Genomic DNA, 26,483 nt, shown 5'->3' on the forward strand with positions numbered 1-26,483 from the left:
CGCCAGAGGGCCGCCGCGCGGCCCCGCGCGCCCGCCCCGGCGGCGGCGCAGGGCGCTGACCAGCGCGGGTGCGAGGCGCGTCCGGTGACCGTCTTGTTAACAGGAGATGTCGTCCGCCCATTGACACGGCACCACGTGATCTGGATCATTCTCGGAACCGATCCGTGGCCCCGCTGGTCCGCCTGGTGGTCCAAGGGTGAGAGGGAGGACGATGGACAAGCAGCGCGTCCTGCGCGCGGCGGGTGCCGTGGGCGCGGCGCTCGTCGTGGCGGCGGGTGTGGCGAACGCCGCGCTCTCGCAGACCGACGGGTCCGAGGCCCGCGCCCGCATCGACATCGTGGTGCCCGCCGACCCCGGCGGCGGGTGGGACCTGGTCGCCCGCGAGGCCCAGAACGCCATGCGCGTCAACGGGATCGTCGCCAACACCCAGGTGGTCAACCTGCCCGGCGCCGGGGGCACCATCGGCCTGGCCCAGACGGTCCGCCGCGAGGGCAGCGCCACCACCCTGATGACCACCGGGACGGTGATGATCGGCGGCATCATCGTCAACGACTCCGCCCAGACACTGGAGGACGTGGTGCCCATCGCGCGCGTCGCCGACGACTACGAGGTCTTCGTCGTCCGCGACGACTCCCCGCTGCGCGACATGGACGACCTGGTCGACGCCTGGCGCACCGACCCCGGCTCGGTGGCGGTGGGCGGGGGCTCCCTGGGGGGCACCGACCACTTGCTGGCCGGCCTGGCGGCCAAGGACCAGGGCGTCGACCCCGCCGAGGTCAACTACATCCCCTTCGCCGGGGGCGCGCAGGCGCTGACCTCGCTGCTGTCGGGCAGCATCGACGTCGGCGTCTCCGGCTACAACGAGTTCAGCGACCAGGTCGAGGCCGGTGAGCTGCGGGTGCTGGGCGTCTCCGCGCACGAGCGCGTGGAGGGCCTCAAGGAGCACCCCACCCTCCCCGAGCAGGGCGTGGACGCCGTCCTGCCCAACTGGCGGGGGTTCATGGCGCCGCCCGGCATCACCGAGGCCGAGCGCGCCGAGCTGACGGCCATCGTGGAGGAGATGGTCGCCTCGCCCGAGTGGCGGGACACCCTCGAACGCAACCGGTGGGACGACACCTTCCAGACCGGCCCCGAGTTCGAGGCGTTCCTCCAGGAAGAGATCGCCCGCATCACCGACGTCACCGAGGACCTGGACCTGTCATGAACCCCACGAGCGAGTCCCCGCCCGCCGCTCCCCCCTCCGCCGCGACCGCCCCTCCTGCCGCCCGCCCGTCGTGGTGGCGGGGCCGCAGCGAGGTGTTCGTGGGGCTGCTGGTCATCGGCGTCGCCGTCGTCATGGCCGTCCAGACCGCCGGGATGCACGTGCCCGACACCTCCACCGGCCCCGGACCCCAGCTCTTCCCGTGGCTGGTGTCGGGCCTGATGCTGGTGCTGGGCGCGGCGCTGGTCGTGCAGGTCGTGCGCACGCCGGCCGCCGACCCCGACGCCGACTCCGGTCCCCGCCCCGGTGGCGCCGGCGCCGATGCCGCTGACGCCGACGGAGGCGCGGCGGGCGCGGCCGGCCGCGCCGGGCGGCGGGCGCCGCAGACCGACTGGCGCACGGTCGCCACCGTCCTGGGCTCGGTCGCGGCGTTCGCGCTGCTCCTGCACCCGCTGGGGTGGCTGCTGTCGGGCGCCCTGCTGTTCTTCGGGGTGGCCTGGGCGTTCGGGGGCCGGCGGCCGCTGTACGAGGCGGCGGTGGCCCTGGTCTACTCCTCCGTCGTCCAGCTCGCCTTCGTCGGCGGGCTGGGCCTGAACCTGCCCTCCGGGATCCTGGGAGGGATTCTCTGACATGGAGACCATCGCGCTCCTGGGCGGCGGGTTCGCCGCCGCCCTGACCCCGGAGAACCTGCTGTGGGCGTTCGTCGGCGTGGTGCTGGGCACCGCGGTGGGCGTGCTGCCCGGTCTGGGGTCGGCCATGGCGGTGGCGCTGCTGCTGCCGGTGACCTTCCGCCTCGACCCCACCGGCGCGTTCATCATGTTCAGCGCCGTCTACTACGGCGGTCTCTTCGGCGACTCCACCGCCTCCATCCTGATGAACACGCCGGGCAACAGCTCGGCCATCGCCACCGCCATCGAGGGCCATCGGATGGCCCTGCGCGGCCGGGCGCCCCAGGCGCTGGCCACCGCGGCGATCGGCGCGTTCATCGGCGCGGTCGTCTCCACGACCGTGGTGGCGTTCTTCTCCGACACCATCATCGCCATCGCACTGAGTTTCGGGCCCGCCGAATACCTGGCCCTGGCGGTCTTCGCGTTCGTGGCGACGTCGGCGGTCGTGGCCCAGTCCATGGTGCGCGGGCTGATCGCGCTGTCGATCGGGCTGGCCGTGTCCATGGTCGGCATCGACGCCCAGAGCGGCGCGGCGCGCTTCACCCTGGGCATCCCGTCGCTGTTCGAGGGCATCGACATCGTCACGGTGACCGTGAGCCTGCTGGCCCTGGGCGAGGTCCTCCACGTCGCGTCGCGCTTCCACCGCCAGGACGCCCACGAGCAACTGGTGTCGGCGCGGGGCACGCCCTGGCTCTCCCTCGGCGAGCTGCGCCGCACGGTCCCGGCGTGGCTGCGCGGTCTGGGTTTCGGTCTGCCCTTCGGCGCCATCCCCGCCGGCGGCTCGGAGATCCCCACCTTCCTGGCCTACGGCACCGAGCGCCGGCTGGCGGGGCTGCGCGCGCGGCGCGGCGGGCGCCCCGACGAGTTCGGCGAGGGCGCCATCGAGGGGGTGGCCGCACCCGAGACGGCCGCCAGCGCCACGGCCGGGACCGCCATGGGCGCCCTGCTCGGGCTGGGGCTGCCGACCTCGGCCACCGCCGCGATCATGCTCGCCGCGTTCCAGCAGTACGGCATGCAGCCCGGCCCGCTGCTCTTCGAGCGCAACGCCGACCTGGTGTGGGCGCTGCTGGCGAGCCTGTTCGTGGGCAGCGTGCTGCTGCTGGTCCTCAACCTGCCGTTCGCGCCGCTGTGGGCCAGGCTGCTGCTCATCCCCAAGCGCTACCTGTACGCGGGCATCACCGGGTTCGCCGTGCTCGGGGTCTACGCCTCCTCCCACTCCGTCACCGACCTGTGGCTGCTCATCGTGCTGGGGATGCTGGGCTTCATGATGCGCCGGTACGCGATCCCGGTGGCGCCGGTGCTCATCGCCGTGATCCTGGGCCCCCTGGCGGAGAGCGAACTGCGCCGGGCGCTGGCGATCGGGCAGGGGGACGTCGGCGTGCTGGTCGCCGGACCCATCACGGTGGGCATCTACACCGTCATCGCGGCCGCCGTCGCCGTCGTCGCGATCGCCCGCGTGCGGGCGCGCCGCCGCGCCGCCGCCGAGGCGGGCGCGGAGGCGGTGCCCGCGCCCTAGGGCAGGGAGGCCCCGGCCGCGCGGGGGCAGGGGGTGCCTTCGGCCGCGGCCGGGGCGCCCCCGCCGCGCGCGGGAAGGCAGGACGAGCGGTCACCGGCCGTGCGGGAAGCCGCTCCCCGCACGGCCGGTCGGTTGCGGTTTCCGCAAGCGGGCGTGCCGGACCGGCGTCCGGCGGGCGAGACTGGCGGCGACCAGGACGGTCCTGGACGAAGGAGGCCGACCGTGCCCACCGCCGCCCGCCGCGCCCGCGGCGACACCCCGCCGCCCCGCACCGCCGGCGGGGAGGCCGAGACCCTGCGCGGGTTCCTCGACTACCTTCGAACCTCGATCGCCGCCAAGGTCGAAGGCGCGCCCGAGCCCCAGGTCCGCACGGCCGCCGTGCCCTCGGGCACCAACCTGCTCGGCCTGCTCAACCACCTCGCCCACGTGGAGCGCGCCACGTTCCTCGGCGAGGAGGTCGCCGACTGGCAGGCCACCTTCCGGGCGGCGCCCGACGACGGCGCGGCCGACGTCCTCGCCCGCTACCGCGACGCCGTCGAGCGCGCGAACCGGGTCCTGGACGGGTGCGCCGACCTCGGCGCGCCGCTGCCCCGCCCGCGCCCGGGGCGGCCCGCCCCCAGCGTGCGCTGGGCGCTGGTGCACCTGATCGAGGAGACCGGCCGCCACGCGGGCCACGCCGACATCATCCGCGAACTCATCGACGGCGCCACCGGCCGCTGAGCGGCGGCCGTCAGGGCGCGGCGTCGGCGAACTGGTCCAGGAAGGCGCGCGCGGCGGGCGCGCACTCCTTGGTCGAGGGAACGGCCAGCCCCAGCGACCGCGTCGTCCTCGGCGTCAGGGGCCGCGTCACCACCGGGCCGAGGTCGGCGGGCAGCCCGAGCGCGGGGACGATGCTGACGCCCAGCCCGGCCGCCACCATCTCCAAAATGGCGGCGGGGCTGCCGGCCTCGTAGGCGATGTCCAACTCCACCCCGGCCGCGCGCGAGGCGTCCATGATCAGCGGGCGGCAGCCCGCCGTGGTCAGGATGAAGGGCTGCCCGGCCAGGTCGGCGACGCGCACGGCGGTACGGCCGGTGAGGGGGTGGCCCTCGGGCAGCACCGCCACCATGTCGTGGGTGCTCAGGTGCAGGGTGTGCAGGCCGGGTGCGGGCAGGGTGACCACGCCGATCTCGGCGGCACCGCGGCGCAGCCAGTCGCGGATGTCGTCGTCGACGCCCTCGAAGAGTCGCACCTGCACCTGGGGGAAGCGGTCGGTGAAGGCGCGCAGCGGCTGGGCGATGAGGGTTCCGGTGGCGCTGGGCAGGCTGGCCAGTCGCAGCATGCCGGTGACCTGCCCGGCGGCGGCCGCGACGTCGGCGCGGATCAGGTCGAAGTTGCGCAGCGTCTCGCGGGCGCGGGCGAGCGCGCGCCGACCGGCCTCGGTGAGCGCGACGCCGTCGCGGTGGCGGACCAGCAGCGGCGCGCCGAGTTCGCGCTCCAGCCCGGTGACGGCGCGGCTGACGGCGGGCTGGGACATGCCGATGTGCTCGGCCGCAGCGGTGAACCCGCCGTGCTCGGCGACCGCGACCAGGACCCGGAGCTGCGTCAGCGTCATAGCGGCATACCATAACGGGTATTTGACGCGGGCCGGATCAGAACCCGATGGTTATGCCATGGCTGAGCGATTGACGATCGAGGTGGACGGCCGCCGGGCGAGTTATCTGGCGGCGGGCGAGCGCGGCCCCCTGGTGCTGCTGCTGCACGGGACCTACTGGAGCCGGGTGTGGCTGCCGGTGCTCGACGGCCTCGCCGCGGCCGGGCTCCGCCCGGTGGCGGTGGACCTGCCCGGCCTGGGCCGCTCCGAGGGCGAACTGACCCCGGAGACGGCGACGGTGCCCGCGCTGGCGGCGTGGACGGCGCGGTTCGCGGCGGCGCTGGGCGCACGGGGGCCGGTCGGGGTGGCCGGGCACGACATCGGCGGCGCGGTCGCCCAGCACCTGCTGGTCGGCGGGGAACTGGCGGTGGACCGGTTGGCGCTGGTCAACTCGGTGACCTACGACTCCTGGCCGGTGCCCGGGGTGGCCCGCTACCGGGACCCGGCCGTGGTGGCGGCGACCGCACCGGCCGACCTCCTCGCCGCCCGCCGCACGGCGGTCACGACGGCCCTGGCCCGCCCGGCCGCCGAGGCCGAGATCGCGGACTACCTCGACCCCTGGCACGACCCGCGCGTGTGCCGCTCCTGGATGGCCCTGGCCGCCGCCGCCGACAGCCGCTACACGCGGGACTCGGTGCCCGCCCTGCGCGCCGACGGCACGCCCAAGCTGCTGGTCTGGGGCGAGGACGACACCTTCCAGGAGGTCGCCCACGCAGAGCGCTTCGCCGCCGAGATGCCGAACACCACGCTGGTGCGGGTGCCGCGAGCCGGCCACATCCCGATGGAGAACGCCCCGGAGACGGTGACGCGCGCGTTGGCGGACTTCTTTCTCGGCCTCGGCGGCTGAGGCCGCGAGGCTGACGGAGGATCGGCAACCACAAGGTGAGACAGCCCGGGCGCACGCCACCCACTCCGACCGTTTCAACGGTCCACGAGACAGGCCCGAGCACGGAAACGGCGAACGGTAGAGTCACCTCGTCGCCGGCTCCCCCGTTCCTCCGCGATCCGCGCCCGTCCTATCCGGCCGCCGAGTCGGCCTCCCGGAAGCGCAGGCCGTGGCCGGGACCGGTGCTCGCCTCGGCCCAGCCGCCGGTGATCCGCACGCCGCTGGGGGCGGCCAGGGCGCCCAGGGCCGCGAAGGACGCGCGGTCGATGTCCTCGACCATCTCCGCGCGCGGTACGCACAGCGCCAACTGGGCCGACAGCTCCGGCAGGAGGTGGGGCGCCACCGGCACGCCGCGGTGGGCGGCCAGCTCGGCGATCCGCAGGAACGGGGTGATGCCCCCGACCCGCACCGCGTTGGGCTGGGCGATGTCGCACACCCCCGCCGCCAGCGCCGCCTCGAACGCGCGGACCGTGCGCAGGTTCTCCCCGATCGCGAAGGGCACCGCGGTGCGGCGGCGCAGCTCCACGTGGGCGGCCAGGTCCTCGGCCGGCAGCGGCTCCTCGACCCAGTACGGCTCGAAGCGCTCCAGCGCCCGCAGCGCCCGCACGGCCGCCGGCAGGTCCCAGCGCTGGTTGGCGTCCAGCATCAGGCGCCGTCCCGGCCCCAGCACCCGGCGCACCTGGGCCACCCGCTCGACGTCGCGCTCCAGGTCGGCGGAGCCGACCTTGACCTTGACCGCGCGGTGCCCGGCCGCCAGCCAGCCGCGCACCTGCTCCAGCAGGTCGGGCAGGTCGTAGTCGAGGTTGACCCCGCTGCCGTAGGCGGCCACGCGGCTCCGCCGGGCGCCGATCAGCCCGACCAGGCCGCGCTCCGCCCGGCGGGCCGCCAGGTCCCACAGCGCGATGTCGACCGCCGCCACCGCCATCGCGGCCAGCCCGCCCGAGCCCGCGTCGGCCAGGTGCGCGGTCAGGTCGGCCCAGCGCGGCCCCGGGTCCGGCGGCCGCCCCACCAGCGCGGCCGGGCAGTCCTCCTCCAGCAGCGCGCGCACCGCGCCCACGCCCACGCGCGGCGTCCACGCGAACCCGGTGCCCTCGGCGCCCGAGGCGGTGGTGAGGCGGGTGATGACGAGGTGGTTGTGGGTGACCCCGCCGTCCCAGGCGCGGTGCAGCGGCAGCTCCAGCGTCCGGACGGCCAGGCCGGCGACGGTGTCGTGCGCGGCGGTGCCCACGCGGCCCTCACCCCTCCTTGACCGCGGCCAGGCCGGCGTCGATGATCGCGGCCAGCCGGGCGGTCTCCTCGTCGGTGGGGTCGGTGAAGGGCGGGCGCACCCCGCCCACCGCGGCTCCGCGCAGCCGGGCGCCCGCCTTGACCAGCGCCACGGCGTAGCCGGGGGCGCGGTCGCGCAGCGCCGCCAGCGGGCGGTAGAACACCTCCAGCAGGGTCTCGGCGAGCGGGTCGCCCGCGTGGAAGGCGCGGTAGAAGGCGGTGGCGACCTCGGGGGCGAAGGCGAACGCCGCCGAGGAGTACAGCGGCACCCCGATGGCGCTGTAGGCGGGCACCGACACCTCGGCGGTGGGCAGCCCGTTGAAGAAGGTGAACCCGGGGCCCTCGGCGCGGCGCACGGCGGCCACCACGCGCGCCATGCGGTCCACATCGCCCAGTCCGTCCTTGATGCCCACCACGCCGGGCAGCGCGGCGACCTCGGCGGCGGTCTCGGGGGTGAGGGCCAGCGACCCCCGCTGGTAGACGATCGCGGGGATGGGCACGGCCGAGGTGACCGCGCGGACGTAGTCGGCCAGGCCGCGCTGGGTGCCGCCCACCAGGTAGGGCGGCAGCAGCAGGATGGCGTCGGCGCCCAGGTCGCGGGCCGCGGCGGCCTGCTCCACCGCGGTGCCCAGGCTGCCTCCGGCCCCGGCCACCACCGGCACCCGCCCGCCGGTGACGGCCACGGCCGCGCGCACCACGCGCGCGTGCTCGGCGCTGGACAGGGCGTGGGCCTCGCCGGTGCCGCAGGCGGCGAAGACCCCGCCGGGGCGGTGGTCGAGCCCGGCGGCGATGTGGTGCTCCAGCGCGGCCTCGTCCAGGGCGCCGGTGCGGTCGAACGGCGTGACCGGGAAGAACAGGATTCCGTCGAAGTCCATGGGGTGGGGTTTCCTCCGGTAGCGGTGGCCCGGCGCGGCCGGGGCCGGCGTGGACACGGGGTGGACGCCCGCCCCGCACCCGCGCGCGGCGGGGCCGGGAGAGCGGGGGCGGGGCGGACGGGGTGGTGCCGCGTGCGGTGGGGGCCGGGGCGCCCCACCGCACGGGGTCGGGGGTCAGGCGAGGTATTCCACGTGGCGCCGGGCCAGCGTGGCGAGCACGGCGTCGGGGTCGGCCGACCACACGTCGGCGTTGAAGATCTCCACCTCCACGTCGCCGGTGTAGCCCGCGGCCAGCACCGAGTCGTGCAGGCCGGCGACGTCGGCGTGGCCGTCGCCGACCATGCCGCGGCCCAGCAGGGCGTCGGCGGGCAGCGGCAGGATCCAGTCGCAGGCCTGGAAGGAGGCGATGCGGGCGCCGGCCCGGGCGATGGCGGCGTGCACCTGGGGGTCCCACCACACGTGGTAGGCGTCGACCACCACCCCGACCTGGCCCACGGGGAACCGCTCGGCGATGTCCACCGCCTGGCCGAGGGTGGACAGCACCGCCCGGTCGGCGCAGAACATCGGGTGCAGCGCCTCCAGCGCCAGGCACACGCCGCGCTCGGCGGCGTAGGGCGCCAGTTCGGCGATGCCCTCGACCACGCGCTCGCGGGCGCCGGCGAGGTCGCGGTCGCCCTCGGGCAGCCCGCCCACCACCATCACCAGGCAGGGCGCGCCCAGTTCGGCGGCCTCGTCCAGGGCGCGCCGGTTGTCGTCCAGGGCCGCGGCGCGGTCGGGTCCGGTGAGGAACCCGCCCCGGCAGTAGGAGGACACCCGCAGGCCCGCGTCGCGGACCAGCCGGGCGGCGGCGGCCGTCCCGGACTCGGCCACCGGCCCCCGCCACAGGCCGATGGCGGGGATCCCGGCGCGCGCGCAGCCCGCCACGGCCTCGGCCACACCCCACTGGCGGACGGTGATCTGGTTGAGGGACAGCCGGGCCAGGCGGGGGTCGCCGGGCCGGGGGGTGGGCACCCGCGCGGGCGCCATGGAGGGCACGTCCAGCGGACCGGTGGCGGCCTGGGCGCGGGCGGTCGCGGGGCGCGGCGGCGTGGCGGCGCCGGCGGGCATCGCGGGTTCGCCGGTCACGGGGCCACCCCCACCACCTCCAGCAGGCGGCGCATGCGCCGCACGGCGGTGTCGGGGTCGGTGAGCACCCCGGCGGCGTCGGCCAGCCGCAGGGTCTCGGCCAGGTGCACCACGTCGCGGGCGCCGTGCAGGCCGCCGACCATGGTGAACCCGCGCTGGTAGCCGTTGAGCCAGGCCAGGAACGCGATCCCGGTCTTGTAGTGGTAGGTGGGGGCGGCGAATACGTGCCGGGCCAGCGGCACGGTGGGGTCCATCAGGGCGCGGTAGCGTCCGGTGTCGCCGTCGTCCAGCGCGCGCAGCGCGGCGGCGGCGGCCGGCGCGATGGCGGCGAAGATCCCCAGTAGGGCGTCGGAGTGGCCCTGGTCGTCGCCGAGGATGAGGTCGGGGTAGTTGAAGTCGTCGCCGGTGTAGAGCCGCACCCCGGCGGGCAGCCGGCGGCGCAGGCGCACCTCCAGGTCGGCGTCCAGCAGCGACACCTTGATCCCGGCGACCCGGTCGGCGTGGGCCGCGATCAGCTCGGCGACCGTGCCGATGGCGTCGGCGGGGTCGGCGTGGCCCCAGTAGCCGGCCAGCGCGGGGTCGAAGGCGGCGCCCAGCCAGTGCAGCACGACGGGGCCGCGCACCTGCTCCAGGAGGCGGCCGTAGACCTTGGCGTAGTCCTCGGGGCCGCGCGCGGCGGCGGCGAGGTGCCGGCTGGCCATCAGCACGGGCACCGCGCCGGAGGCCTCGACGGTCTCCAGTTGCTCGGTATACGCCGTGATAACGCTTTCCAGAGTGGCGGGCGCGTCCGCCGGCAGGTGGTCGGTGCCCGCCCCGCACACCAGCGCGGCGCCGCGCGCGGCGGCCTCGGCGCCGGAGCGGCGGATCAGTTCGGCGGTGGCCGGCCAGTCCAGGCCCATGCCGCGCTGGGCGGTGTCCATGGCGTCGGCGACGCCCAGGCCCTGGTCCCACAGGTGGTGGCGGAAGGCCAGCGTGGCCTCCCAGTCCAGGCGGGCGGGCGCGCCGATGGCGTTGCCCCCCAGCGGGTCGGCCACGACGTGGGCGGCGGCGTAGGCGGTGCGCGAGCGCGGCGGCGCGGCCGGGGCGGGCGCCGGCGCGGGGGCGGGGCGGGGGGTGAACGCGGTGAAGCCGCCGCCGGGTGCGGGCAGGCGCAGGGCGTCGCTCATCGCAGCTCCACCTCCTCAAGTTCCACCCGGTGGCCCGAGAGCGCCGAGCGCAGCCCGGCCTCGGCCAGTTGCAGGCCGCGCGCGCCCGAGAGCAGGTCGTAGGGGAACTCCTCGCCGGCGCAGACGTGGGCGATGAACCGCTCCCACTGGGCGCGGAAGCCGTTGACGAAGGTGGTGTTGTCGGGCACCGGCTCCCAGTGGTCGCGGTAGCCGCCGGGGTCGGCGGGGGCGTCGGGGTCCCACACCGCCCGGGGCGTGGTGACCCGGTGCTGCACGCGGCACTCGCGCAGGCCGGCCACCGCGCTGCCCTCTGTGCCGTCGACCTGGAACTCCACCAGTTCGCCGCGGTCCACCCGCACGCACCAGGAGGAGTTGATCTGGGCGATCGCTCCGCCCTCCAGTTCGAAGACGGCGTAGGCGGCGTCCTCGGCGGTGGCGGCGTAGGGGCGGCCCTCCTCGTCCCAGCGGCGCGGGATGTGGGTGGCGGTGCGCGCGGTCACCGCGCGCACGGGCGCGAACAGGCGCTCCAGGATGTAGTGCCAGTGGGGGAACATGTCCAGGACGATCCCGCCGCCGTCCTCGCTGCGGTAGTTCCAACTCGGGCGCTGGGCCTCCTGCCAGCCGCCCTCGAACACCCAGTAGCCGAACTCGCCGCGCACCGAGAGCACGCGGCCGAAGAACCCGCTCTCCACCAGGCGGCGCAGCTTGAGCAGTCCCGGCAGGAACAGCTTGTCCTGGACGACGCCGTTGCACACCCCGGCGTCGCGGGCGAGCTTGGCCAGTTCCAGGGCGGCGCTCAGCGTGCCGGCGGTGGGCTTCTCGGTGTAGACGTGCTTGCCGGCGGCGATGGCGGCGCGCACGGCGTCCTCGCGGACGGAGGTGATCTGGGCGTCGAAGTAGACCTCGATCGCCGGGTCGGAGAGAACGGTGTCGAGATCGGTGCTCCAGCGCTCCACGCCGTGGCGCTCGGCGATGGCGCGCAGCTTGTCGGGCGAGCGCCCCACGAGGACGGGCTCGGGCACCACGCGCGAGCCGTCGGGCAGCACGACCCCTCCGGCGTTCCTGATGGCCAGCACCGACCTCGTCAAATGCTGGCGGTAGCCCATGCGGCCGGTGACGCCGTTCATGGCGACGGCCAGCACCCGGTCTTGCATACGTCGTCCTATCACTCGGCACCAGAAAGAAAGCGCTTTCCAAGGTACTTTAACGTCCTTTCCGCCGCCAGAGAGGGGTTCGCCCCGTTTCTCCGGTCGGCGTCGGCCGCCGGGGGCCGACCGGCTCGCGCACGGCGCCCGTCTTCCCTGGCCGGATCGGGCACGCGGGCGCTCCGGCGCCCGCCGCCGGGGCCGCTCGCCGCCGCCCAGACCGCTCCCCCGAAACAGAAAGCGCTTACCGACACGGGCCGCACGCCCGCCGCATCCCGCCCGCCCGCGCCGGAAGGGCGGGATCCGGCCCGCCCTCCGCCACCCGCTCCTACCGCTCCTACCGGCCGCCCCGCCGCTGCCGCCGGGGGCCGCAGACGTCGGTCTCCAGGTGGGTGCACAGCCAGGCGTGCTCGGCATAGGTGATGCGCAGCGCCAGCGCCCGGCAGCGGCTGCCGCAGTCGATCACCGCGGTGACCTCGGCGACGTCGGAGCCGGGGGCGGTGAGCACCGCCCGCCGCAGGCGCGGCCGGCGCGCGCAGGCATAGGCCCCGGCCCGGCGCTCCAGCAGCTCATAGGCCCGCCGCGACAGCAGCGGGCGCACCTGGCCCGCCGGGCGGTCACCCGCCAGGACCTCGGCCACCACTTGGGCGAAGGCGGTGAGGTGCCGGGCGCTGCGGGTGCGGGGGTAGGGCGCGCCGCCGGGCCGGGCGGGCGCCGGCGCGCGGCGGGGGCGGCCCTGCGCCCCAGGGCACAGGGCGGCGGTGAGCTGGTGAGCGGCCAAGGGACTCCCTTTCCGGTGGGTGCGGGCGCCCGTACCGGCGCCCGTCACTCCTCCCAGAGCCGCGGGCGGCCCCGCGCTGCCACCTGGAATTCCGGCTTTCCCGCCCGCGCCCGGTGCGCCGCCGGCCGCCCGCCGGCGGTGCCCGCCCGCCTCCCCCGGTGCCCCGGCCGCCCGCGAGCGGGCATACTGCTGCTGTGACTGACGGGTACCTGGACTCCCCCACGCCCATCGCCCTGGCGCACCGGGGCGGCTGGCGCACCGGCCCCTCCGGCGAGGTCAGCACCGAACTGGAGAACACCGCCGCCGCGTTCCAGCACGCCGTCGACCTCGGGTACCGCTACCTGGAGACCGACGCCCACACCACCCGCGACGGCACCCTGCTGGCGTTCCACGACCCCACCCTGGACCGCGCCACCGACCGCCGGGGCCGCATCGCCGACCTCCCCTACGCCGAGGTCGCCCGCGCCCGGGTCGGCGGCAGCGAGCCGATCCCGCTGCTGGCCGACCTGCTCGGCTCCTGGCCGCATGTGCGCTTCAACATCGACCTCAAGGCCGACGACACCGTCGAGCCGCTGGTGGAGGTCCTGCGCCGCACCAACGCCTGGGACCGGGTGTGCGTGGGCTCCTTCAACCAGCGCCGACTGGACCGCGCCCGCCGCGCCTTCGGCCGGCCGGTGGCCACCAGTTGCGGCCCCCTCGACGTCGCCCGGCTGCGCGCGGGCTCCCTGGCGCCGCCGCTGCGCGCGCTGGTGCGGCGCGGCCCCCTGTGCGCGCAGATCCCGCTGCACCACCGCGGGTTCCCGCTGGTCACCCGCGACCTCATCGCCACCGCGCACCGGCTCGGCATGCAGGTGCACGTGTGGACCATCAACGACACCGCCGTGATGGGCCGCCTGCTCGACGCCGGGGTGGACGGGATCGTCAGCGACAACATCGACGGCCTGCGCCGCGTCCTGCGCGACCGCGGCGCCTGGCCGGGCGCCGAGGCGGGCGGCGGCTGGCACAATACCTCCCGCGGCACCCCTGCCGACGCCTCCCCGAACGGCTCGGCCGCCCCCTGACCCCCCGGCGCTGCGCCGCGCCCGGACAGGGCGGCCCGCCCCGGCCCGCGCAAGGATGAGGACCACCATGCCGACCCTTCCCCCGGCGCGGCCCGCCGGCGGCGCCCCCGACGCCGGCCCCGGCCCCGACGCCGAACTGCGCCGCGAACGCCGCGCCTGGTACGTCTACGACTGGGCCAACTCGGTCTTCTTCACCTCGATCATCTCGGTGTTCCTCGGCCCCTACCTGACCTCGCTGGCCGAGGCGGGCGCCGGCCCCGACGGCCGCATCAGCGTGCTGGGCTGGGCGATGGACCCCACCGCGCTCTACCCCTACGCCACCTCGCTGTCGGTGCTGCTGCAACTCCTGCTGCTGCCGGCGGTGGGCGCGCTGGCCGACTACACCGGCCGCAAGCGCGAGATGCTGGGGATCCTGGCCTACATCGGCGCGTTCGCCACGATGGGCCTGTACTTCGTCGCCGGCACCGGTTACCTGCTGGGCGCAGCCCTGTTCGTGGTGGCCAACCTGGCGGTGGGCGCCTCGGTGGTGGTCTACAACTCCTTCCTGCCCGACCTGGCCACCGCCGACGAGCGCGACGCGGTGTCCTCACGCGGCTGGGCCACCGGCTACCTCGGCGGCGCGCTGCTGCTCACCGTGCAACTGGTGCTCTACCTCTTCCACGACTCCTTCGGGCTGGAGGAGGGCCACGCCGTGCGGATCTGCATGGCCTCGGCGGGCATCTGGTGGGCGGTGTTCACCGTGGTGCCGCTGACCCGGTTGCGCAACCGGCGCGGCGGCGCCGCCGCGGGTGCCGCGGCCGGCGGCGCGGCGCCGGGCCGGGCCACCGGCGCCCGCGCGGTCCTGGCCAGCTTCGGCCAGCTCGCCCGCACCGTGCGCAGCCTGCGCGCCTACCCCCGCACGCTGCTGTTCCTGGTCGCCTACATCCTGTTCAACGACGGCATCCAGACGGTGATCGGGTTCTCGGCGACCTTCGCCGACCAGGCCCTCGGCCTGGGCCAGGAGGTCCAGATCGGCGCGATCCTCATGGTGCAGTTCGTGGCGTTCGGCGGCGCGCTGCTACTGGGCGCGATCGGCCGCCGCGCGGGGGCCAAGCGGACCATCCTGGGCAGCCTGGTGGTGTGGATCGCGGTGGTGGCGGTGGCGCCGGTGCTCCAGGCGGGGTCGGCGGTGCAGTTCTTCGTCCTGGCGTTCGCCATCGCCATCGTGCTGGGCGGCACCCAGGCGCTGTCGCGCTCGCTGTTCTCCCACCTGATCCCGCCCGGCAAGGAGGCCGAGTACTTCGGCCTCTACGAGATCAGCGACAAGGGGTCGGCGTTCCTGGGCTCCCTGGCGATCGGGGTGGCCCTGGACGCCACCGGCGGCGACTACCGGCTGGCGATCCTGTCGCTGGTGGTGTTCTTCGTTGCGGGCGCGGCCCTGCTGGCGGCAGTGGACATCCCGCGCGCCATCCGCGAAGCAGGCAACCGGGCGCCCGCCCACGTGTAGGGCCGCCGGGCCGCCGGGCGGGGCGCGCTGCCCCGCCCGGCGGCGCCGCGCGGACGCGGCGCTCGGTGCGGTCGGTGCGGTCGGGGGCTAGACGAACCCGCGCTCGGGCAGGCGGCGCTGCTCCTCGGCGTCGTCCAGGCCGGGCACCCAGCCGCCGGAGCGCGGCTGCGCCTCGTCGGCCACGCCCGCCCACCGGCGCAGCGCCTCGGTGGCGGCGGCGCGGTCGGCGGCCTCCAGCGCCGCGATGGTGGCGCCGTGGTTGGCCTCGGGGGCGACGAACCGCATGGTCTCGCGGCGGGTGCTGTCGGGCACCCGGAAGGGCTCGGCGCCCCACGGGTCCCACTCGCCGTCCACGAACATCATCTCCTCGGAGCGGGTGCGCACCCACCGGTCGATGTCGGGCATGGCCCGGCGGTCGAACCGCGCGTCGTCGAGGTCGTCGGTGAGGTAGGTGCGCGCCTGGAACAGGCCCGGGTAGCGCAGCAGGCCGCGGAGGTGGTCGGTGGGCACGCTGGGCGTGCCCAGTTGCGTGGCCGCCTGGTAGTAGTACGGGGTGTAGGGGATGGTGCCCTGGTCGGTGTAGAAGGAGAACCCGGCGATCTCGTCGAGGAACGCCGCGATCTCGGAGGTGGGGGCGTCGGCCGCGGGCACCTCGGCGCACGCCTGCGGCTGGGGCTGGTACTGCCAGAAAGCCCAGGGGGTGTCCAGCACCAGCATCTCGAACGCCCGGTCGGCGCTGCCGATGGTCTGGTCGAAGGTCCAGCCGTTCTCTTGCGCCAGGGCGGTGTAGTGGTCGACCAGTTCGCCGCGCCGCTCCAGGGCGGTGCGCTGCACCGCCTCCAGGTCCGCCTGGCAGGAGCCGTCCTCGCCCACGGTCTCGAAGAACTCCAGGTAGGCGCGATCGCGGTCGTCGTGGACGTCGTTGGGCGCGACGTAGGCGATGGTGCCGTCGAGGTCGCCGGGGTAGAAGCGGCGGTGGTAGACCGAGGTCATGCCGCCCTTGGAGGCGCCGGTGGAGACCCACTCCTCGGTGTAGACGTCGTTGAGCGCCGCGATGAGGCGGTGGTGGTCGGCGGCGGCCTGGCGGATGTCGAGGTCGTCCCAGTCGGCGGGCTCGGGCCGGGAGGGCTCGAAGAACCGCTGCTCGGTGGAGATCTGGTTGCCGTCGATGAGCCGCGTGGGCTCGGCCCGGAAGGGGCGGGTGTTGACGTCGTAGCCGCTGGTGTGCAGGACGGTGGGCCGGTCGAAGCCGCGGTGCAGCAGGGTCAGCCGCTGCTCGAAGGTCTGGCCGCGCGGGCGGTCGTGGTCGGCGGGCTGGGTGTAGCCCAGGACGAAGTAGCGGAAGCCGGGCTCGGTCTCGACCTCGTCGATGACGCGCAGGCCGGGCACGTCCTCCAGCCGGTCGACGATGTCGGGGGCGGGGTCGGCGCTCACCGGAGCGCCGCTCAGGAGCAGGCTCGCGGTGGTGAGCAGCGCGACGGCGGTGGCGCGCGCCGGCGCCGCGGAACGCGGAGTGCGGGGGGTCACCCGTTCAACCTCCTTGGGGGATCGGATAGCGCCCGGCGGCGGTGGCCGCGGGTGGTCGGTTGCCGACTGAACGATGATTGAGGGCGGCCTGCCCCGAGCCAAGGACGCCGCCGCGCACCGCCGGCGCGCCCCGGCGCGGCCGAGGGTCCCGCGCGTTCGGGTGAGTCGCCGCGCGGCGGGTAGACGCACGGGGGCGCCTCCGGGTAACACGTGGGTAACACCGCGTTGTGGTCCGCCCCAGGAAGTCACCGGGGGCGTGGAAATCACCGGGGGCGTTTCCGCGTTTTCCGCCCTTGGCGGCGAAAAACACCGTGATCGTCGGAAAGGGAGAAACCGTGCTGTACGGCAAGGAGCACGTCGAGCGCTACGTGGCCACCAACGGCGAGGAGGGCCACGACTGGCAGGGCACCACCACCCTCATCCTCACCACCGTCGGCCGCAAGTCCGGCCAGCGGCGCAGCACCCCGCTGATCTACCGCACCGACGGCGACGCGTTCGTCGTGGTGGCGTCCAAGGGCGGCGACCCCGACCACCCGCTGTGGTACAAGAACCTGCTGGCCAACCCCGAGGCCGAGATCCAGGTCAAGGCCGACCGCTACCGGGTGCGGGCGCGCACGGCCGACGAGGAGGAGAAGGCGCGGCTGTGGCCGCGCATGGCGGCCACCTGGCCGCAGTACGACGAGTACCAGACCAAGACCGAGCGCTCCATCCCCGTGGTGGTGCTGGACCCGGTCGAGAAACTGGCCTGAGCCGGCGGGCGGCGCGCGTGCGCGAACACGCGAGTGCGTGCGCGGGCGCGCCGCCGCCACTCCCCGCGGCGGTCGGGCGGACGGCCGGGGTGCCCGGTGGCCACCCGGTCGCCGGGAACGGATCCGAGCGCGCACGGAGCGGCGCGCGGCAGCCGCCGACCTGCATGGACTACCGTGCGGCACAACCCGGTCACAACGGACCGAACATTATCGCACGGTTGGAGAACCGGCGGGCGGGGAATCTTGACACGGACCGCCGTGTTAGACCCATGAAGACCGCAAGAGCGCCTGGAGGCACGTAAACGATGGCCGAGCGAGCACTTCGCGGTACGCGACTCGGGGCGACCAGCTACGAGAACGACCGCAACACCGACCTGGCCCCGCGCCAAGAGGTCACCTACGACTGCCCTCGGGGTCATCGCTTCTCCGTCACCTTCGCCACCGAGGCCGAGATCCCGACCAGCTGGGAGTGCCGCTTCTGCGGCGACACCGCCCTGATGGTCGACGGTCAGCAGCCGCAGGAGAAGAAGGCGAAGCCCGCGCGGACGCACTGGGACATGCTGCTGGAGCGCCGCAGCATGGAGGACCTCGAAGAGGTCCTGGCCGAGCGGCTGGAGCTGCTCCGCGCGCGCCGCAAGGAGGAGCAGGAGCACCTCCGCGCCATGACCGAGCAGCGGCGCAGCGCCTAGCGCCCACCGCGCGCGACCATAGCGCGAACACCAGCACCAAGGGGCGGCGGCCATCGGGCCTCCCGCCCCTTAGTCATGCCGGGATACCTCTCCAAGCCAGCCCGCAACCTCCGCCCTCCTGGCCGCCGCCTCGACGTCGGCGAAGTGGGACAGCCGCCTCTGCGCGTCCTCCAGAACCGGGCGCGCATCCGCGTGGCGGCGCGCTTGGAGGAGCAGCCTGCCGTACTCGGCCTGCGCGAACGCGGCCCGCCGTTCGGCCCCTGACCTGAAATGGATCTCCAGCACCCTTTCGTAGAGGGTTGCGGCCTCATCGACGGCATGCTGCCGCTTCCGGACCTCCGCCGCCCCCTGGAGCGCTTCGGCCTCGCGAACGGTGTCGCCGGTTGTGTGGTGGGCCGCGGCCGAACGGTGGTAGGCGTCCAGGGCGTCGTCCAGATCGCCTCGGTCGACGTGAAGGCGCCCGAGTTCCATCGACGCATAGGCGATCCGCATCTCGTTGCCGAGTTCGTACGCCAGCTCCAGCGCCGTGGTGAGCCGGGCGAGCGCGCCGTCCAGGTCACCTCGGGCGCGAGCCGTCCACGCGAGGGTGACCATGGCCGAGAAGCCGCTCATCCGGTTGCCCGTCCGTTGGTGGAGGGCCGCCGCGCCACTCGCCGCCTGTTCCGCCTCCTCAACGGAGCCGGCCTCGAACAGGGCGTCCGCGAGATTCCCCAGAGCGATCCCCTGCCATCGCTCGTCTCCGAGGTCACGGAAGAGTTCGAGCGCGCGTCGAAAGTTCGATCGTGCGTCCGCGAATTGGCGCTCCCTCAGGTCCACAAGGCCGAGGGAGTTGTAGGACGATCCCTGCCCGAAGAGGTCGCCGGTGCTCTGGCGGATCTCCAGTGCCCGGCGGTGGTGCTCCCGTCCCGTGTCCGTCCGATGGCACTGGACGTAGGCCATGCCCAGGCTCTCGAAAAGATCGGCGACGGCGGACTCCGGTCCGTGGTCCCGAGCCGCGTCGAGGCCGATGGCCGCCGTCGCGATCCACTCGCCGACCGGTCCGTGGAACGCGTGGATGCGCCGGAGGACCAGCGGCAACTGCCAGGCGATCTCGTGGAAGCCGTCGGCAGCCGCCCTCTTCACGGCGGCGGTCAGGTTCGCACACTCGTCCTCGTACCAGCGCACAGCGTCGTCATGGCCGGCGAACGCGCGTGCCGGCCCTCCGGTGAGCGAGGGCCAGGCCGGCTCCGGAAACTGCGCGTCGATCAGCGACGCCGCCGCGTGCGCGGAGCGCAGGTACCAGAGCAGGAGCCGGTGGAGGATCCGTGCGCGGTCCGCGGCCGTGTCCTGGCGCTGGGAGAGTTCGGCGGCGTAGGCGCGCAGCAAGTCGTGATGTTCGAAGCGTTCCGCGCCTGTCTGCTCAAGAAGGTGTGCTCCGGTCAGGACGTCGAGGAGCCGCCTCGCGGTCGCGACGGGCCGGTTCGCCGCCGCGGCCGCCGCCTGCGCGGTAAAGTCGGTGCCCGGCAGCACTCCCAGCACCCGGAAGAGGCGGGCCGCCTCCTGCGGGAGTGCTCTGTAGGACCACGCGAACACCGAGCCGATCGTGTCCTGCTCGTCGTCCATGGCGAGGACCTCCCAGCGCCCTGACTCGTCCTGGAGTTCCTGGATGAGTTCGCTCAGCGGCGTGTGCGGTCGCGTCACGGCCCGCTCCGCTGCGATCTTCAATGCGAGGGGGAGCCGCGCGCACAGGCGCGCGAGAAGGGCGAGTTCGGAGGTGGGGTCCTCCCCCCGCTGTCCGGTGGTGACCTTTCGCAGCAGCGCTACCGACTCGGCGGGCGACAGGGTCCGCAGTGAGACGCGGTGCGCGCCGTCGCGGGTGACCAGCCCGGACAACCGGTTGCGGCTGGTGACCACCACCGCGCACTCCGCCGCACCGGCCAGCAGCGGACGGACCTGGGCCGCGGAGGAAGCGTTGTCGAGCACGATCAGGAACCTGCCCTCGGCGAGCAGCGACCGGTACAGTCCTGACCGCTCGTCGGGATCGACCGGAACCGCGTCCGGCACCGTACCGAGCGCTTTCAGGAACCGGTCCAGAACCTGTTCCGCGGTGACCGCGGAGCGGGTGTCGAAGCCCCGCAGGTTCGCGTACAACTGCCCGTCCGGAAACCGATCCTTGATCCGGTGCGCCCAATGGGCCGCGAGCGCGGTTTTCCCCACTCCGGCGGTGCCGACGATGACAAACGTCCCGGCCCCGCGGCGGCTCAGCAGTTCGTCAAGGCGGCGGAATTCGTCCGAGCGGTTGACGAAGTCGGGAATGTCGCCCGGCAGTTGGCGCGGGACCGGGAGACGCGGCCCGTCGCGGCCGCCATGGAAGTGAATCCCTCCCCGAACCGCGCCGGCCTGCACCGCCTGGCCGCTGACAGCCGCCATGCGCGAATGGACGGCGCGAGGCGGTGTTCCCCGGCCGGCCTCATACGGTGCGTCATTCGCCATGGGGCGGTGGGAGCGCCGCCACGTGGCGGTCGAAGTACTCGGGGAGCGGGACAGCCGCACTGTGCATCCGGACGACCTCGTCGCGGCAAGCGGCGATTAACTCGGCGTCCGCATACAACTCCGCACCACACAGGACTCCCGAATCCGTATAGCGGATCTTGTACATGACGGAGTCGCCGATGACGAGGATTTCGGGCAGTTGGTGTTCACGTTCGAAGGGGGCGACCAGTTCACCGCCGCCGACCCTGATGTCCTCGCCATGCCGGTGGCGGATACGGAGGGAGTGGAACTCCCACTGGAGGTAGGGGGTGAGCGGCTGCTCGGCGATCCGCAGGCGGTGCACCCGGATCCCGGAGTCGGCAAGGGCGACCAGTTCGTTGCGAACGGACGGGCCGGCATCGTCCAGAGTGCGCAGCGCATCGTCCCACTCCCCCGCCGCGAACGCCGACCAACTCTCGCTCTCGGGCTGCTGAAAATGCTGGCGCCGCTCCAGTTTCCAGATATCGCCGGATTCGAGGCGTGAAAGGCGCTTTTCGAAGTCGGCCAGGTACGCCTCCAAGCCCAGGTGGCGGCCCCGGGCGAACGCCATTCGCTCAAGCATCGGGGATATCGGTTTTGGCGGCGATCAGAACATTGCGCGGGATGACGACCACGCGCTCGTCGCCGTCGACCTTGAGTTCACCCGGACGGCCCTCGGCGTACACGGAGGTGAGATCGCGGCCGATGACGGCGATGTCCCCGTTCTCCAGTTCCCAGATGTCAGGGCAGCCGCTGATTTTGTCGGTGTTCCCCAATTCGCCGGGCGACTTCCCCAGGCGCCGTTTCAACCTCGCGGATTCGTCGGCTTCCCAGGGACGAGGCATTTTCCGTACTCCTACGACTCGAGGACACTTATCGTAGCATGGCGCAACCCGCCGCCCCAGGTCCTTTGCGCCGGGGCGTTGCACCGCCTTCTGCCCGGCGCAGAACCGAATAACAAGGTTCACGTGCGCACCACACGGACGCATTCCGGCGCGGCCGCACGACGTCCGCTTTCGCATGCCCGCCTTGGACCCGACCACCGACGGCCGCCCGTCAACGGTGCCGGTCCTGGCAGGCCCCCGCGCCGGAGTCGGCGGCGCCGCGCCGACGCGCAGACCGGGTGCCGACGGGACACACGCCCCGCACGGCGCAGAGGGCTACTCCGCGGCCGGGGATTCGAGGGGGTCGGCGCCGAACGGGTCCAGGGTGCGGCCGACGAGGTCGGCAACCGAGTCCAGTACGCGGGTGGGGCGGTAGGGGAACAGTTCGGCGGTGTCGCGGTCGGAGATCCCCGACAGCACCAGCAGCGTCTGCAAACCCGCCTCCAGGCCCGAGCGCACGTCGGTGTCCATGCGGTCGCCGATCATCAGCGTGCTCTCGGAGTGGGCGCCCAGGGCGTTGAGCGCCGAGCGCATCATCAGCGGGTTGGGCTTGCCGACGTAGTAGGGCGCGCGGCCGGTGGCGCGCTCGATCAGCGCGGCCACGGCGCCGGTGGCGGGCAGCGAGCCCTCGCGGCTGGGGCCCTTCTCGTCGGGGTTGGTCGCGATGAACTTGGCGCCGCTCTCCACCAGCCGGATGGCGCGGGTGATCGCCTCGAAGCTGTAGGTGCGGGTCTCGCCCAGCACCACGTAGTCGGGATCGCGGTCGGTGAGCACGTAGCCGATGCTGTGCAGCGCGGTGGTCAGCCCCGACTCCCCCACCACGTAGGCCGACCCGCCGGGCCGCTGCTGGTCCAGGAAGCGGGCGGTGGCCAGCGCGGAGGTCCAGATGGACTCCTCGGGAATGTCCAGGCCGGAGCGCTTGAGCCGGGCGCGCAGGTCGCGCGGCGTGTAGATGGAGTTGTTGGTCAGCACCATGAAACCGATGCCGTTCTCCACCAGCTCCGAGACGAACACGTCAGCGCCGGGGATGATGTGCTCCTCGCGCACCAGGACGCCGTCCATGTCCATGAGGTAGTTCCACGTGGCTGTTTTGTTCACGGGAATACCGTATCGGCACATCTGCCCCACGGCACGGTGCGGGCGGCGCGGGGCGGCTCAGGCGGCGGGCTTCCGGCGCCTCAGGCGGTGGTGCCGCCGGGCTGGTCGGGGGTGCCGTCCTCCACGATGCGGCCCCGGATGACGCGGCCGCCGCTGGGGGCGCGCGGCTCGCCCCGGGGGCCGGGGACCACACCGCCCTGGGCGACGAACTCGGCCTCGGCGGAGTCGCGCAGGCGCCGGATGCGGCGCTCGGCCCAGGCGGTGAACGCCCAGCGCAGCGCGGGCCGGGTGAAGGGCAGGGCGAGCAGGGCGCCCAGCGCGCCGGTGACGAAGCCGGGGATGATCAGCAGGATGCCGCCGACCAGCAGCATGAGGGTGTCCAGCAGGCTGCCCTTGGGCGGCTGTCCGGTGCGCATGGCGCGGTCGGCCTCGCGGAAGGTGGTGGTGCCGGCGCGGCGCAGCACGAGCACGCCGGCGGTGCTCAGCGCGAACAGCGCGGCGATGGTCCAGGCGACACCGATCTGCTGGCCGACCAGGATCATCAGCCAGATCTCCAGGAAGGGCAGCGCCATCAGTGCGATGACGATCAGCAGCGGCATGGGCACCATCCTCGATCGGTTCCGCTCACCTGTGGGCACAACGCCCCGGCACCGGGGATCGTTCCCCCGCCCGTTCCCATCGCCGTCCCCGGCGGACCGTCCCCCGGCCCGCTTGACTGACCCGCCTCCCGCGACTGACCCGCCTCCCGGCCCGCTCAGCCGCCGGCGCCCGCCCGGGCACCGGCCCGCTCCCGCCGCCCCCGCCACACGGCGGCGGCGAGGGCGCCCAGCGCCAGCAGGCTCAGCGCGGCCTCGGGCAGCGCGCCCAGCCGGGTGGCGGGGGTCAGCCCGCTCATGGCCGGCAGCTCGGCCACATGGCGGGCGGGCTCGGCCTCGGGCGAACTGTAGGCGACCGCGCCGTCGGCGGTCACCACCGCGCTGATGCCGCTGGTGGCGGCGACCACGGCGGGGCGGCCGTGCTCGACGGCGCGCAGCCGGGTGATGGCCAACTGCTGCTGGGTCTGCCCGGTGAAGTTGTAGTTGGCGTTGTTGGTGGGCACCGCGATGATCTGGCCGCCCGCCGCCACCGACTCGCGCACCGGCAGGTCGAAGGCGATGTCGAAGCAGATGGCGGTGGCCACGGTGGTGCCGCCCAGGCGCAGCGCGCCGGGCTCGTCGCCGGGCACGGCGTCGCTGCCGATCTGCTCCAGGCGCTCCACGAACCGCGTGAAGAAGTCGCGGTAGGGGATGTACTCGCCGAAGGGCACCAGGTAGCGCTTGGTGTAGTGGTCGCCCGGGCCGTCCTCGGGGTCCCACACCACGCTGCGGATCTCGCGCTGGGAGCCGTCGGGGCTGTAGCGGGCGGTGCCGAACAGCAGCGGGGCGCCGATGTCGCGGGCGGCGTCGTCGACCAGTTCGGCGGCGGCGGGGTCGGCGTAGAGGTCGATGTCGCTGGCGTTCTCGGGCAGCACCACCAGGTCGGGCCGGGGCACCCGGCCGGCCTCGACGTCGTCGGCGAGCAGGTGCACCTGCTCGACGTGGTTGCGCAGCACCCGCATGCGCTCACCCAGGACGCTCATCTGCCCCACGGCGGGCACGTCGCCCTGGATGAGGACGACGGTGGCGGTGTGGTCCACGGCCGGGGCGGTCAGCGGCGGCCAGGCCAGGCCGGCGGCGGCCACGGCCAGCGCCCCGCCCACCGCGGCGGCGGCGCCGGGCAGCCCGGCCCGGCGGGCGCGGGCGGCGCGCAGCGCCGCCCACAGCAGCAGGCCGCCCGCCAGGGCGACGGCGAAGGTGACCAGCGCCGAGGACCCCAGCGCGGCATAACCGGTGAAGGGGGTGTCGGGCTGGGCGTAGGCGAGCTTGCCCCAGGCGAACCCGCCGAGGGGGAACCGGGCGCGGACGGCCTCCTGGAGCACCCACACGGCGGCGGTCCACACCGGCCAGCCGGGCAGCCGCATCACCAGGGCCAGGCCCATGGCCATGGGCGCGTAGTACACCGCCAGGGCGGCGGCGATGACCAGCCAGACGTCGACGCCGAAGACGTCCTGCCAGTGCAGGAGGGGGACCATCAGCGCGGCACCGCTGAGCAGGCCCAGCCAGGCGGCGCGGCGCACGCGGGTCTTGCGTACGGCCAGCGCCAGCAGGGCCGCGCTCAGCGGGCCGAGCCACCACAGCCCGTAGGGCTCCAGTGCGAGCAGTTGGCACAGTCCGGCGGCGACCGCGGCGGCGGCCCGCCAGAGCGCGCCCAGGCGCCCGCGCCGTGAGGGGGTGCCGACCGCCGAGGGTGGGGCGGTGCGCGTGTCCTCATTCGCCTGCTGGGCGTCTTCGGCGACCACGCCTGGCTCGCTTTCTGCTGATGGGGGGACGCGGAAAAGGCCCGAAAACACCCTTCGGACCGGATCCGTCTCGTCGGCGGCGAGCGCGGAGACCGTTGTCTACTGGATGTTCGGGCCTTCTCCGGGTCCAACCCCCCGCCCGGTCGCGGAACCCCGGTCCTTGCCGCGCCTCCGACCGCACCTGGTGCGTGGTGCGACGTCCGGCGAGCCAACAACCGGACCGCTCGACCGGTCCGTCCAGTGCTGGACTGGTCTGTAGATTACCCAGACTCCCGGTCGTGCGCCGCAACCCCCGGCCGACGTGTCGGCGCGGGGAAACCCCCGCTCAGGCGGGCGCGGGCACAGCGGAGCGACCGGTGCCGGATATCCGCCGCCAGGCTAACGCACCCACCCCGGCCACGCCAGTCGGCCCCCGCGCCGCCGCGGCGGGGCCGGCGCCCGCGCGAGCGCGCCGTCTCGCCATGCGGACGGTATCGGATCGAAACAGCGCGAACTATCGACAGAACGGCACCGCTGGTGTTCGATATGGACAGCGGATCGATACGAAACGATCAGCCCAGCGGAAATCAGCTCGCTTCCGGGCCGCGGAGCGGGCCACGGACACGGGAGCTGTTGCCCCATGGCGAAGATCGTCCTGGACGGCGTCGACAAGGTGTACTCGGGCGGGGTCAAGGCCGTCGACGCGTTGAACCTGGAAATCGAAGACGGCGAGTTCATGGTGCTCGTCGGCCCCTCCGGCTGCGGGAAGTCCACGGCCCTGCGCATGATCGCGGGCCTGGAGGAGATCACCGGCGGCGAGCTGCGCATCGGCGACGAGGTCGTCAACGACCGCCCGCCCAAGGACCGCGACATCGCGATGGTCTTCCAGAACTACGCGCTCTACCCCCACATGACCGTCGAGCAGAACCTCGCCTTCGGCCTGAAGCTGCGCAAGATCGCCAAGCCCGAGATCCAGAAGCGGGTGAACGAGGCCGCCGCGATGCTGGGCCTGGAGCCCTACCTCAAGCGCAAGCCGGCGGCGCTGTCGGGCGGCCAGCGCCAGCGCGTGGCCATGGGCCGCGCGATCGTGCGCGAGCCCCAGGCGTTCCTCATGGACGAGCCGCTGTCCAACCTCGACGCCAAGCTGCGCGTGCAGATGCGCGCCTCCCTCAACCAGTTGCACGACCGCCTGGGCGTCACCACGGTCTACGTCACCCACGACCAGATCGAGGCCATGACCCTGGGCGACCGGGTGGCGGTGCTGCGCGACGGCCGCCTCCAGCAGGTCGACACCCCCAAGAACCTGTTCGACAACCCGGCCAACCTGTTCGTCGCCGGGTTCATCGGCTCCCCCGCCATGAACTTCGTCTACGCCGAACTCCAGCAGGACGGCACCGGCGCGGTGCTGAAGTTCGCCGAGCACTCCCTGTCGGTGCCCAGCGCGGTGGTCGACACCAAGCCGGGGCTGCGCGACTACCTGGGCAAGCAGATCATCCTGGGCATCCGGCCCTCCGACTTCGAGGACGCCGCGCTGGCCTCGCGCAACGGCGGCAGCACCATGGACGTCGTCGCCGAGGTCACCGAGGAGCTGGGCACCGAGATCAACGTCATCTTCTCGGTGAACGCCGCGCCGGTCCGCCACGAGGAGGCCGCGGCGCTGGCGGCCGACGCCGCCGGCGACGGCGAGGAGCCCGAGACCGCGCTGCCGCTGAGCGGCGACAAGTCGCTGTTCACCGCGCGGGTGAACCCGCGCAGCGGGGTGCGGCCGGGCACCTCGATCGCGCTGTCGGTCGACGTCACCCAACTGCACTACTTCGACAAGGAGAGCGGCCTGGCCATCGGCCACCGCTGACCGGTCGCGGCGGCCCCGCGCGCGGGGCC

Annotated in this window: 24 protein-coding genes; 10 read left to right on the plus strand and 14 right to left on the minus strand. The window is 74.2% G+C overall.

Annotated elements, in window-relative coordinates; translation table 11 throughout:
* Nucleotides 1–211: 211 nt before the first annotated feature.
* The 4 genes from LG943_RS21805 (at nt 212) to LG943_RS21820 (ending at nt 4,105) form a co-directional block, all read left to right on the plus strand.
* The gene (locus LG943_RS21805) at nt 212–1,204 is read left to right on the plus strand and encodes a tripartite tricarboxylate transporter substrate binding protein (protein ID WP_270074205.1); all 993 of its coding nucleotides are present in this window, start codon (nt 212–214) and stop codon (nt 1,202–1,204) included.
* Nucleotides 1,201–1,830 (plus strand): tripartite tricarboxylate transporter TctB family protein, encoded by a 630-nt coding sequence (locus LG943_RS21810; RefSeq protein WP_270074206.1) that lies wholly within the window; start codon nt 1,201–1,203, stop codon nt 1,828–1,830. Before LG943_RS21805 ends, LG943_RS21810 begins: the two co-directional genes overlap by 4 nt.
* Before the next feature lies 1 nt (nt 1,831).
* Complete coding sequence (locus LG943_RS21815) at nt 1,832–3,385, plus strand: tripartite tricarboxylate transporter permease (RefSeq protein WP_270074207.1); 1,554 nt, start codon at nt 1,832–1,834, stop codon at nt 3,383–3,385.
* 222 nt (nt 3,386–3,607) lie between these two features.
* Nucleotides 3,608–4,105 (plus strand): DinB family protein, encoded by a 498-nt coding sequence (locus LG943_RS21820; protein WP_270074208.1) that lies wholly within the window; start codon nt 3,608–3,610, stop codon nt 4,103–4,105.
* A 10-nt stretch (nt 4,106–4,115) separates the two neighbouring features.
* Here LG943_RS21820 and LG943_RS21825 read toward each other — a convergent pair whose 3' ends face one another.
* Nucleotides 4,116–4,979: a LysR family transcriptional regulator gene (locus LG943_RS21825; RefSeq protein WP_270074209.1), complete on the minus strand. Its 864-nt coding sequence runs from the start codon at nt 4,977–4,979 to the stop codon at nt 4,116–4,118.
* A gap of 58 nt (nt 4,980–5,037) precedes the next feature.
* On the opposite strand from LG943_RS21825, the gene LG943_RS21830 reads away from it, so the two are divergent.
* Nucleotides 5,038–5,865: an alpha/beta fold hydrolase gene (locus tag LG943_RS21830; RefSeq protein WP_270074210.1), complete on the plus strand. Its 828-nt coding sequence runs from the start codon at nt 5,038–5,040 to the stop codon at nt 5,863–5,865.
* Nucleotides 5,866–6,034: 169 nt separating this feature from the next.
* On the opposite strand, the gene LG943_RS21835 is transcribed toward LG943_RS21830, so the two are convergent.
* The 6 genes from LG943_RS21835 to LG943_RS21860 form a co-directional block, all read right to left on the minus strand.
* Complete coding sequence (locus LG943_RS21835; protein ID WP_270074211.1) at nt 6,035–7,132, minus strand: mandelate racemase/muconate lactonizing enzyme family protein; 1,098 nt, start codon at nt 7,130–7,132, stop codon at nt 6,035–6,037.
* Nucleotides 7,133–7,139: 7 nt separating this feature from the next.
* The gene (locus LG943_RS21840) at nt 7,140–8,045 is read right to left on the minus strand and encodes a 5-dehydro-4-deoxyglucarate dehydratase (RefSeq protein ID WP_270074212.1); all 906 of its coding nucleotides are present in this window, start codon (nt 8,043–8,045) and stop codon (nt 7,140–7,142) included.
* 174 nt (nt 8,046–8,219) lie between these two features.
* Nucleotides 8,220–9,071 (minus strand): sugar phosphate isomerase/epimerase family protein, encoded by an 852-nt coding sequence (locus tag LG943_RS21845; RefSeq protein ID WP_270074228.1) that lies wholly within the window; start codon nt 9,069–9,071, stop codon nt 8,220–8,222.
* A gap of 95 nt (nt 9,072–9,166) precedes the next feature.
* Nucleotides 9,167–10,336 (minus strand): dihydrodipicolinate synthase family protein, encoded by a 1,170-nt coding sequence (locus LG943_RS21850; protein ID WP_270074213.1) that lies wholly within the window; start codon nt 10,334–10,336, stop codon nt 9,167–9,169.
* Nucleotides 10,333–11,490, minus strand: a complete 1,158-nt coding sequence (locus LG943_RS21855; RefSeq protein ID WP_270074214.1) for a Gfo/Idh/MocA family protein — start codon at nt 11,488–11,490, stop codon at nt 10,333–10,335. The genes LG943_RS21850 and LG943_RS21855 overlap by 4 nt, the downstream gene beginning before the upstream one ends.
* A gap of 328 nt (nt 11,491–11,818) precedes the next feature.
* Nucleotides 11,819–12,262, minus strand: coding sequence for an Rv3235 family protein (locus LG943_RS21860; protein ID WP_270074215.1), 444 nt, complete (start codon nt 12,260–12,262; stop codon nt 11,819–11,821).
* A gap of 194 nt (nt 12,263–12,456) precedes the next feature.
* On the opposite strand from LG943_RS21860, the gene LG943_RS21865 reads away from it, so the two are divergent.
* Together LG943_RS21865 and LG943_RS21870 are read left to right on the plus strand one after the other, a co-directional pair.
* On the plus strand, nt 12,457–13,323 hold the full coding sequence (locus LG943_RS21865) for a glycerophosphodiester phosphodiesterase (protein ID WP_270074216.1): 867 nt from the start codon (nt 12,457–12,459) through the stop codon (nt 13,321–13,323).
* A 67-nt stretch (nt 13,324–13,390) separates the two neighbouring features.
* Complete coding sequence (locus LG943_RS21870; RefSeq protein WP_270074217.1) at nt 13,391–14,809, plus strand: MFS transporter; 1,419 nt, start codon at nt 13,391–13,393, stop codon at nt 14,807–14,809.
* Between the two features lie 87 nt (nt 14,810–14,896).
* On the opposite strand, the gene LG943_RS21875 is transcribed toward LG943_RS21870, so the two are convergent.
* The gene (locus tag LG943_RS21875; protein ID WP_270074218.1) at nt 14,897–16,336 is read right to left on the minus strand and encodes a S28 family serine protease; all 1,440 of its coding nucleotides are present in this window, start codon (nt 16,334–16,336) and stop codon (nt 14,897–14,899) included.
* Between the two features lie 335 nt (nt 16,337–16,671).
* Here LG943_RS21875 and LG943_RS21880 point away from each other — a divergent pair, with 335 nt between their 5' ends.
* Together LG943_RS21880 and LG943_RS21885 are read left to right on the plus strand one after the other, a co-directional pair.
* Complete coding sequence (locus LG943_RS21880; protein WP_270074219.1) at nt 16,672–17,085, plus strand: nitroreductase family deazaflavin-dependent oxidoreductase; 414 nt, start codon at nt 16,672–16,674, stop codon at nt 17,083–17,085.
* A 305-nt stretch (nt 17,086–17,390) separates the two neighbouring features.
* Nucleotides 17,391–17,774, plus strand: coding sequence for an RNA polymerase-binding protein RbpA (locus LG943_RS21885; RefSeq protein ID WP_270074220.1), 384 nt, complete (start codon nt 17,391–17,393; stop codon nt 17,772–17,774).
* A gap of 69 nt (nt 17,775–17,843) precedes the next feature.
* On the opposite strand, the gene LG943_RS21890 is transcribed toward LG943_RS21885, so the two are convergent.
* The 6 genes from LG943_RS21890 to lnt all read right to left on the minus strand — a co-directional run bounded on the left by LG943_RS21890 (nt 17,844) and on the right by lnt (nt 24,623).
* Nucleotides 17,844–20,183: a tetratricopeptide repeat protein gene (locus tag LG943_RS21890; protein ID WP_270074221.1), complete on the minus strand. Its 2,340-nt coding sequence runs from the start codon at nt 20,181–20,183 to the stop codon at nt 17,844–17,846.
* Between the two features lie 52 nt (nt 20,184–20,235).
* The gene (locus LG943_RS21895; RefSeq protein WP_270074222.1) at nt 20,236–20,835 is read right to left on the minus strand and encodes a DUF6879 family protein; all 600 of its coding nucleotides are present in this window, start codon (nt 20,833–20,835) and stop codon (nt 20,236–20,238) included.
* A gap of 4 nt (nt 20,836–20,839) precedes the next feature.
* Entirely contained in the window at nt 20,840–21,109 is a 270-nt protein-coding gene (locus LG943_RS21900; protein ID WP_270074223.1) for a hypothetical protein, read from the minus strand.
* 315 nt (nt 21,110–21,424) lie between these two features.
* Complete coding sequence (locus LG943_RS21905) at nt 21,425–22,216, minus strand: HAD-IIA family hydrolase (RefSeq protein ID WP_270074229.1); 792 nt, start codon at nt 22,214–22,216, stop codon at nt 21,425–21,427.
* A gap of 110 nt (nt 22,217–22,326) precedes the next feature.
* The gene (locus LG943_RS21910; protein ID WP_270074224.1) at nt 22,327–22,845 is read right to left on the minus strand and encodes an FxsA family protein; all 519 of its coding nucleotides are present in this window, start codon (nt 22,843–22,845) and stop codon (nt 22,327–22,329) included.
* A gap of 155 nt (nt 22,846–23,000) precedes the next feature.
* Nucleotides 23,001–24,623: an apolipoprotein N-acyltransferase gene (lnt, locus tag LG943_RS21915; protein WP_408648630.1), complete on the minus strand. Its 1,623-nt coding sequence runs from the start codon at nt 24,621–24,623 to the stop codon at nt 23,001–23,003.
* A 619-nt stretch (nt 24,624–25,242) separates the two neighbouring features.
* Between lnt and LG943_RS21920 the strand changes: the two genes are divergently transcribed.
* The gene (locus tag LG943_RS21920) at nt 25,243–26,454 is read left to right on the plus strand and encodes an ABC transporter ATP-binding protein (protein WP_270074225.1); all 1,212 of its coding nucleotides are present in this window, start codon (nt 25,243–25,245) and stop codon (nt 26,452–26,454) included.
* Nucleotides 26,455–26,483: the final 29 nt, after the last annotated feature.

This window comes from Streptomonospora mangrovi (assembly GCF_027604915.1).
Classification (GTDB): domain Bacteria; phylum Actinomycetota; class Actinomycetes; order Streptosporangiales; family Streptosporangiaceae; genus Streptomonospora; species Streptomonospora mangrovi.

Coding starts and splice junctions, on each gene's coding strand:
- LG943_RS21805 (WP_270074205.1), top strand. CDS start 212: ATGGACAAGCAGCGCGTCCTGCGCGCGGCGGGTGCCGTGGGCGCGGCG.
- LG943_RS21810 (WP_270074206.1), top strand. CDS start 1,201: ATGAACCCCACGAGCGAGTCCCCGCCCGCCGCTCCCCCCTCCGCCGCG.
- LG943_RS21815 (WP_270074207.1), top strand. CDS start 1,832: ATGGAGACCATCGCGCTCCTGGGCGGCGGGTTCGCCGCCGCCCTGACC.
- LG943_RS21825 (WP_270074209.1), bottom strand. CDS start 4,979: ATGACGCTGACGCAGCTCCGGGTCCTGGTCGCGGTCGCCGAGCACGGC.
- LG943_RS21830 (WP_270074210.1), top strand. CDS start 5,038: ATGGCTGAGCGATTGACGATCGAGGTGGACGGCCGCCGGGCGAGTTAT.
- LG943_RS21840 (WP_270074212.1), bottom strand. CDS start 8,045: ATGGACTTCGACGGAATCCTGTTCTTCCCGGTCACGCCGTTCGACCGC.
- LG943_RS21845 (WP_270074228.1), bottom strand. CDS start 9,071: ATGGCGCCCGCGCGGGTGCCCACCCCCCGGCCCGGCGACCCCCGCCTG.
- LG943_RS21850 (WP_270074213.1), bottom strand. CDS start 10,336: ATGAGCGACGCCCTGCGCCTGCCCGCACCCGGCGGCGGCTTCACCGCG.
- LG943_RS21855 (WP_270074214.1), bottom strand. CDS start 11,490: ATGCAAGACCGGGTGCTGGCCGTCGCCATGAACGGCGTCACCGGCCGC.
- LG943_RS21870 (WP_270074217.1), top strand. CDS start 13,391: ATGCCGACCCTTCCCCCGGCGCGGCCCGCCGGCGGCGCCCCCGACGCC.
- LG943_RS21885 (WP_270074220.1), top strand. CDS start 17,391: ATGGCCGAGCGAGCACTTCGCGGTACGCGACTCGGGGCGACCAGCTAC.
- LG943_RS21890 (WP_270074221.1), bottom strand. CDS start 20,183: ATGGCGGCTGTCAGCGGCCAGGCGGTGCAGGCCGGCGCGGTTCGGGGA.
- LG943_RS21895 (WP_270074222.1), bottom strand. CDS start 20,835: ATGGCGTTCGCCCGGGGCCGCCACCTGGGCTTGGAGGCGTACCTGGCC.
- LG943_RS21900 (WP_270074223.1), bottom strand. CDS start 21,109: ATGCCTCGTCCCTGGGAAGCCGACGAATCCGCGAGGTTGAAACGGCGC.
- LG943_RS21905 (WP_270074229.1), bottom strand. CDS start 22,216: ATGGACATGGACGGCGTCCTGGTGCGCGAGGAGCACATCATCCCCGGC.
- LG943_RS21910 (WP_270074224.1), bottom strand. CDS start 22,845: ATGCCGCTGCTGATCGTCATCGCACTGATGGCGCTGCCCTTCCTGGAG.
- LG943_RS21920 (WP_270074225.1), top strand. CDS start 25,243: ATGGCGAAGATCGTCCTGGACGGCGTCGACAAGGTGTACTCGGGCGGG.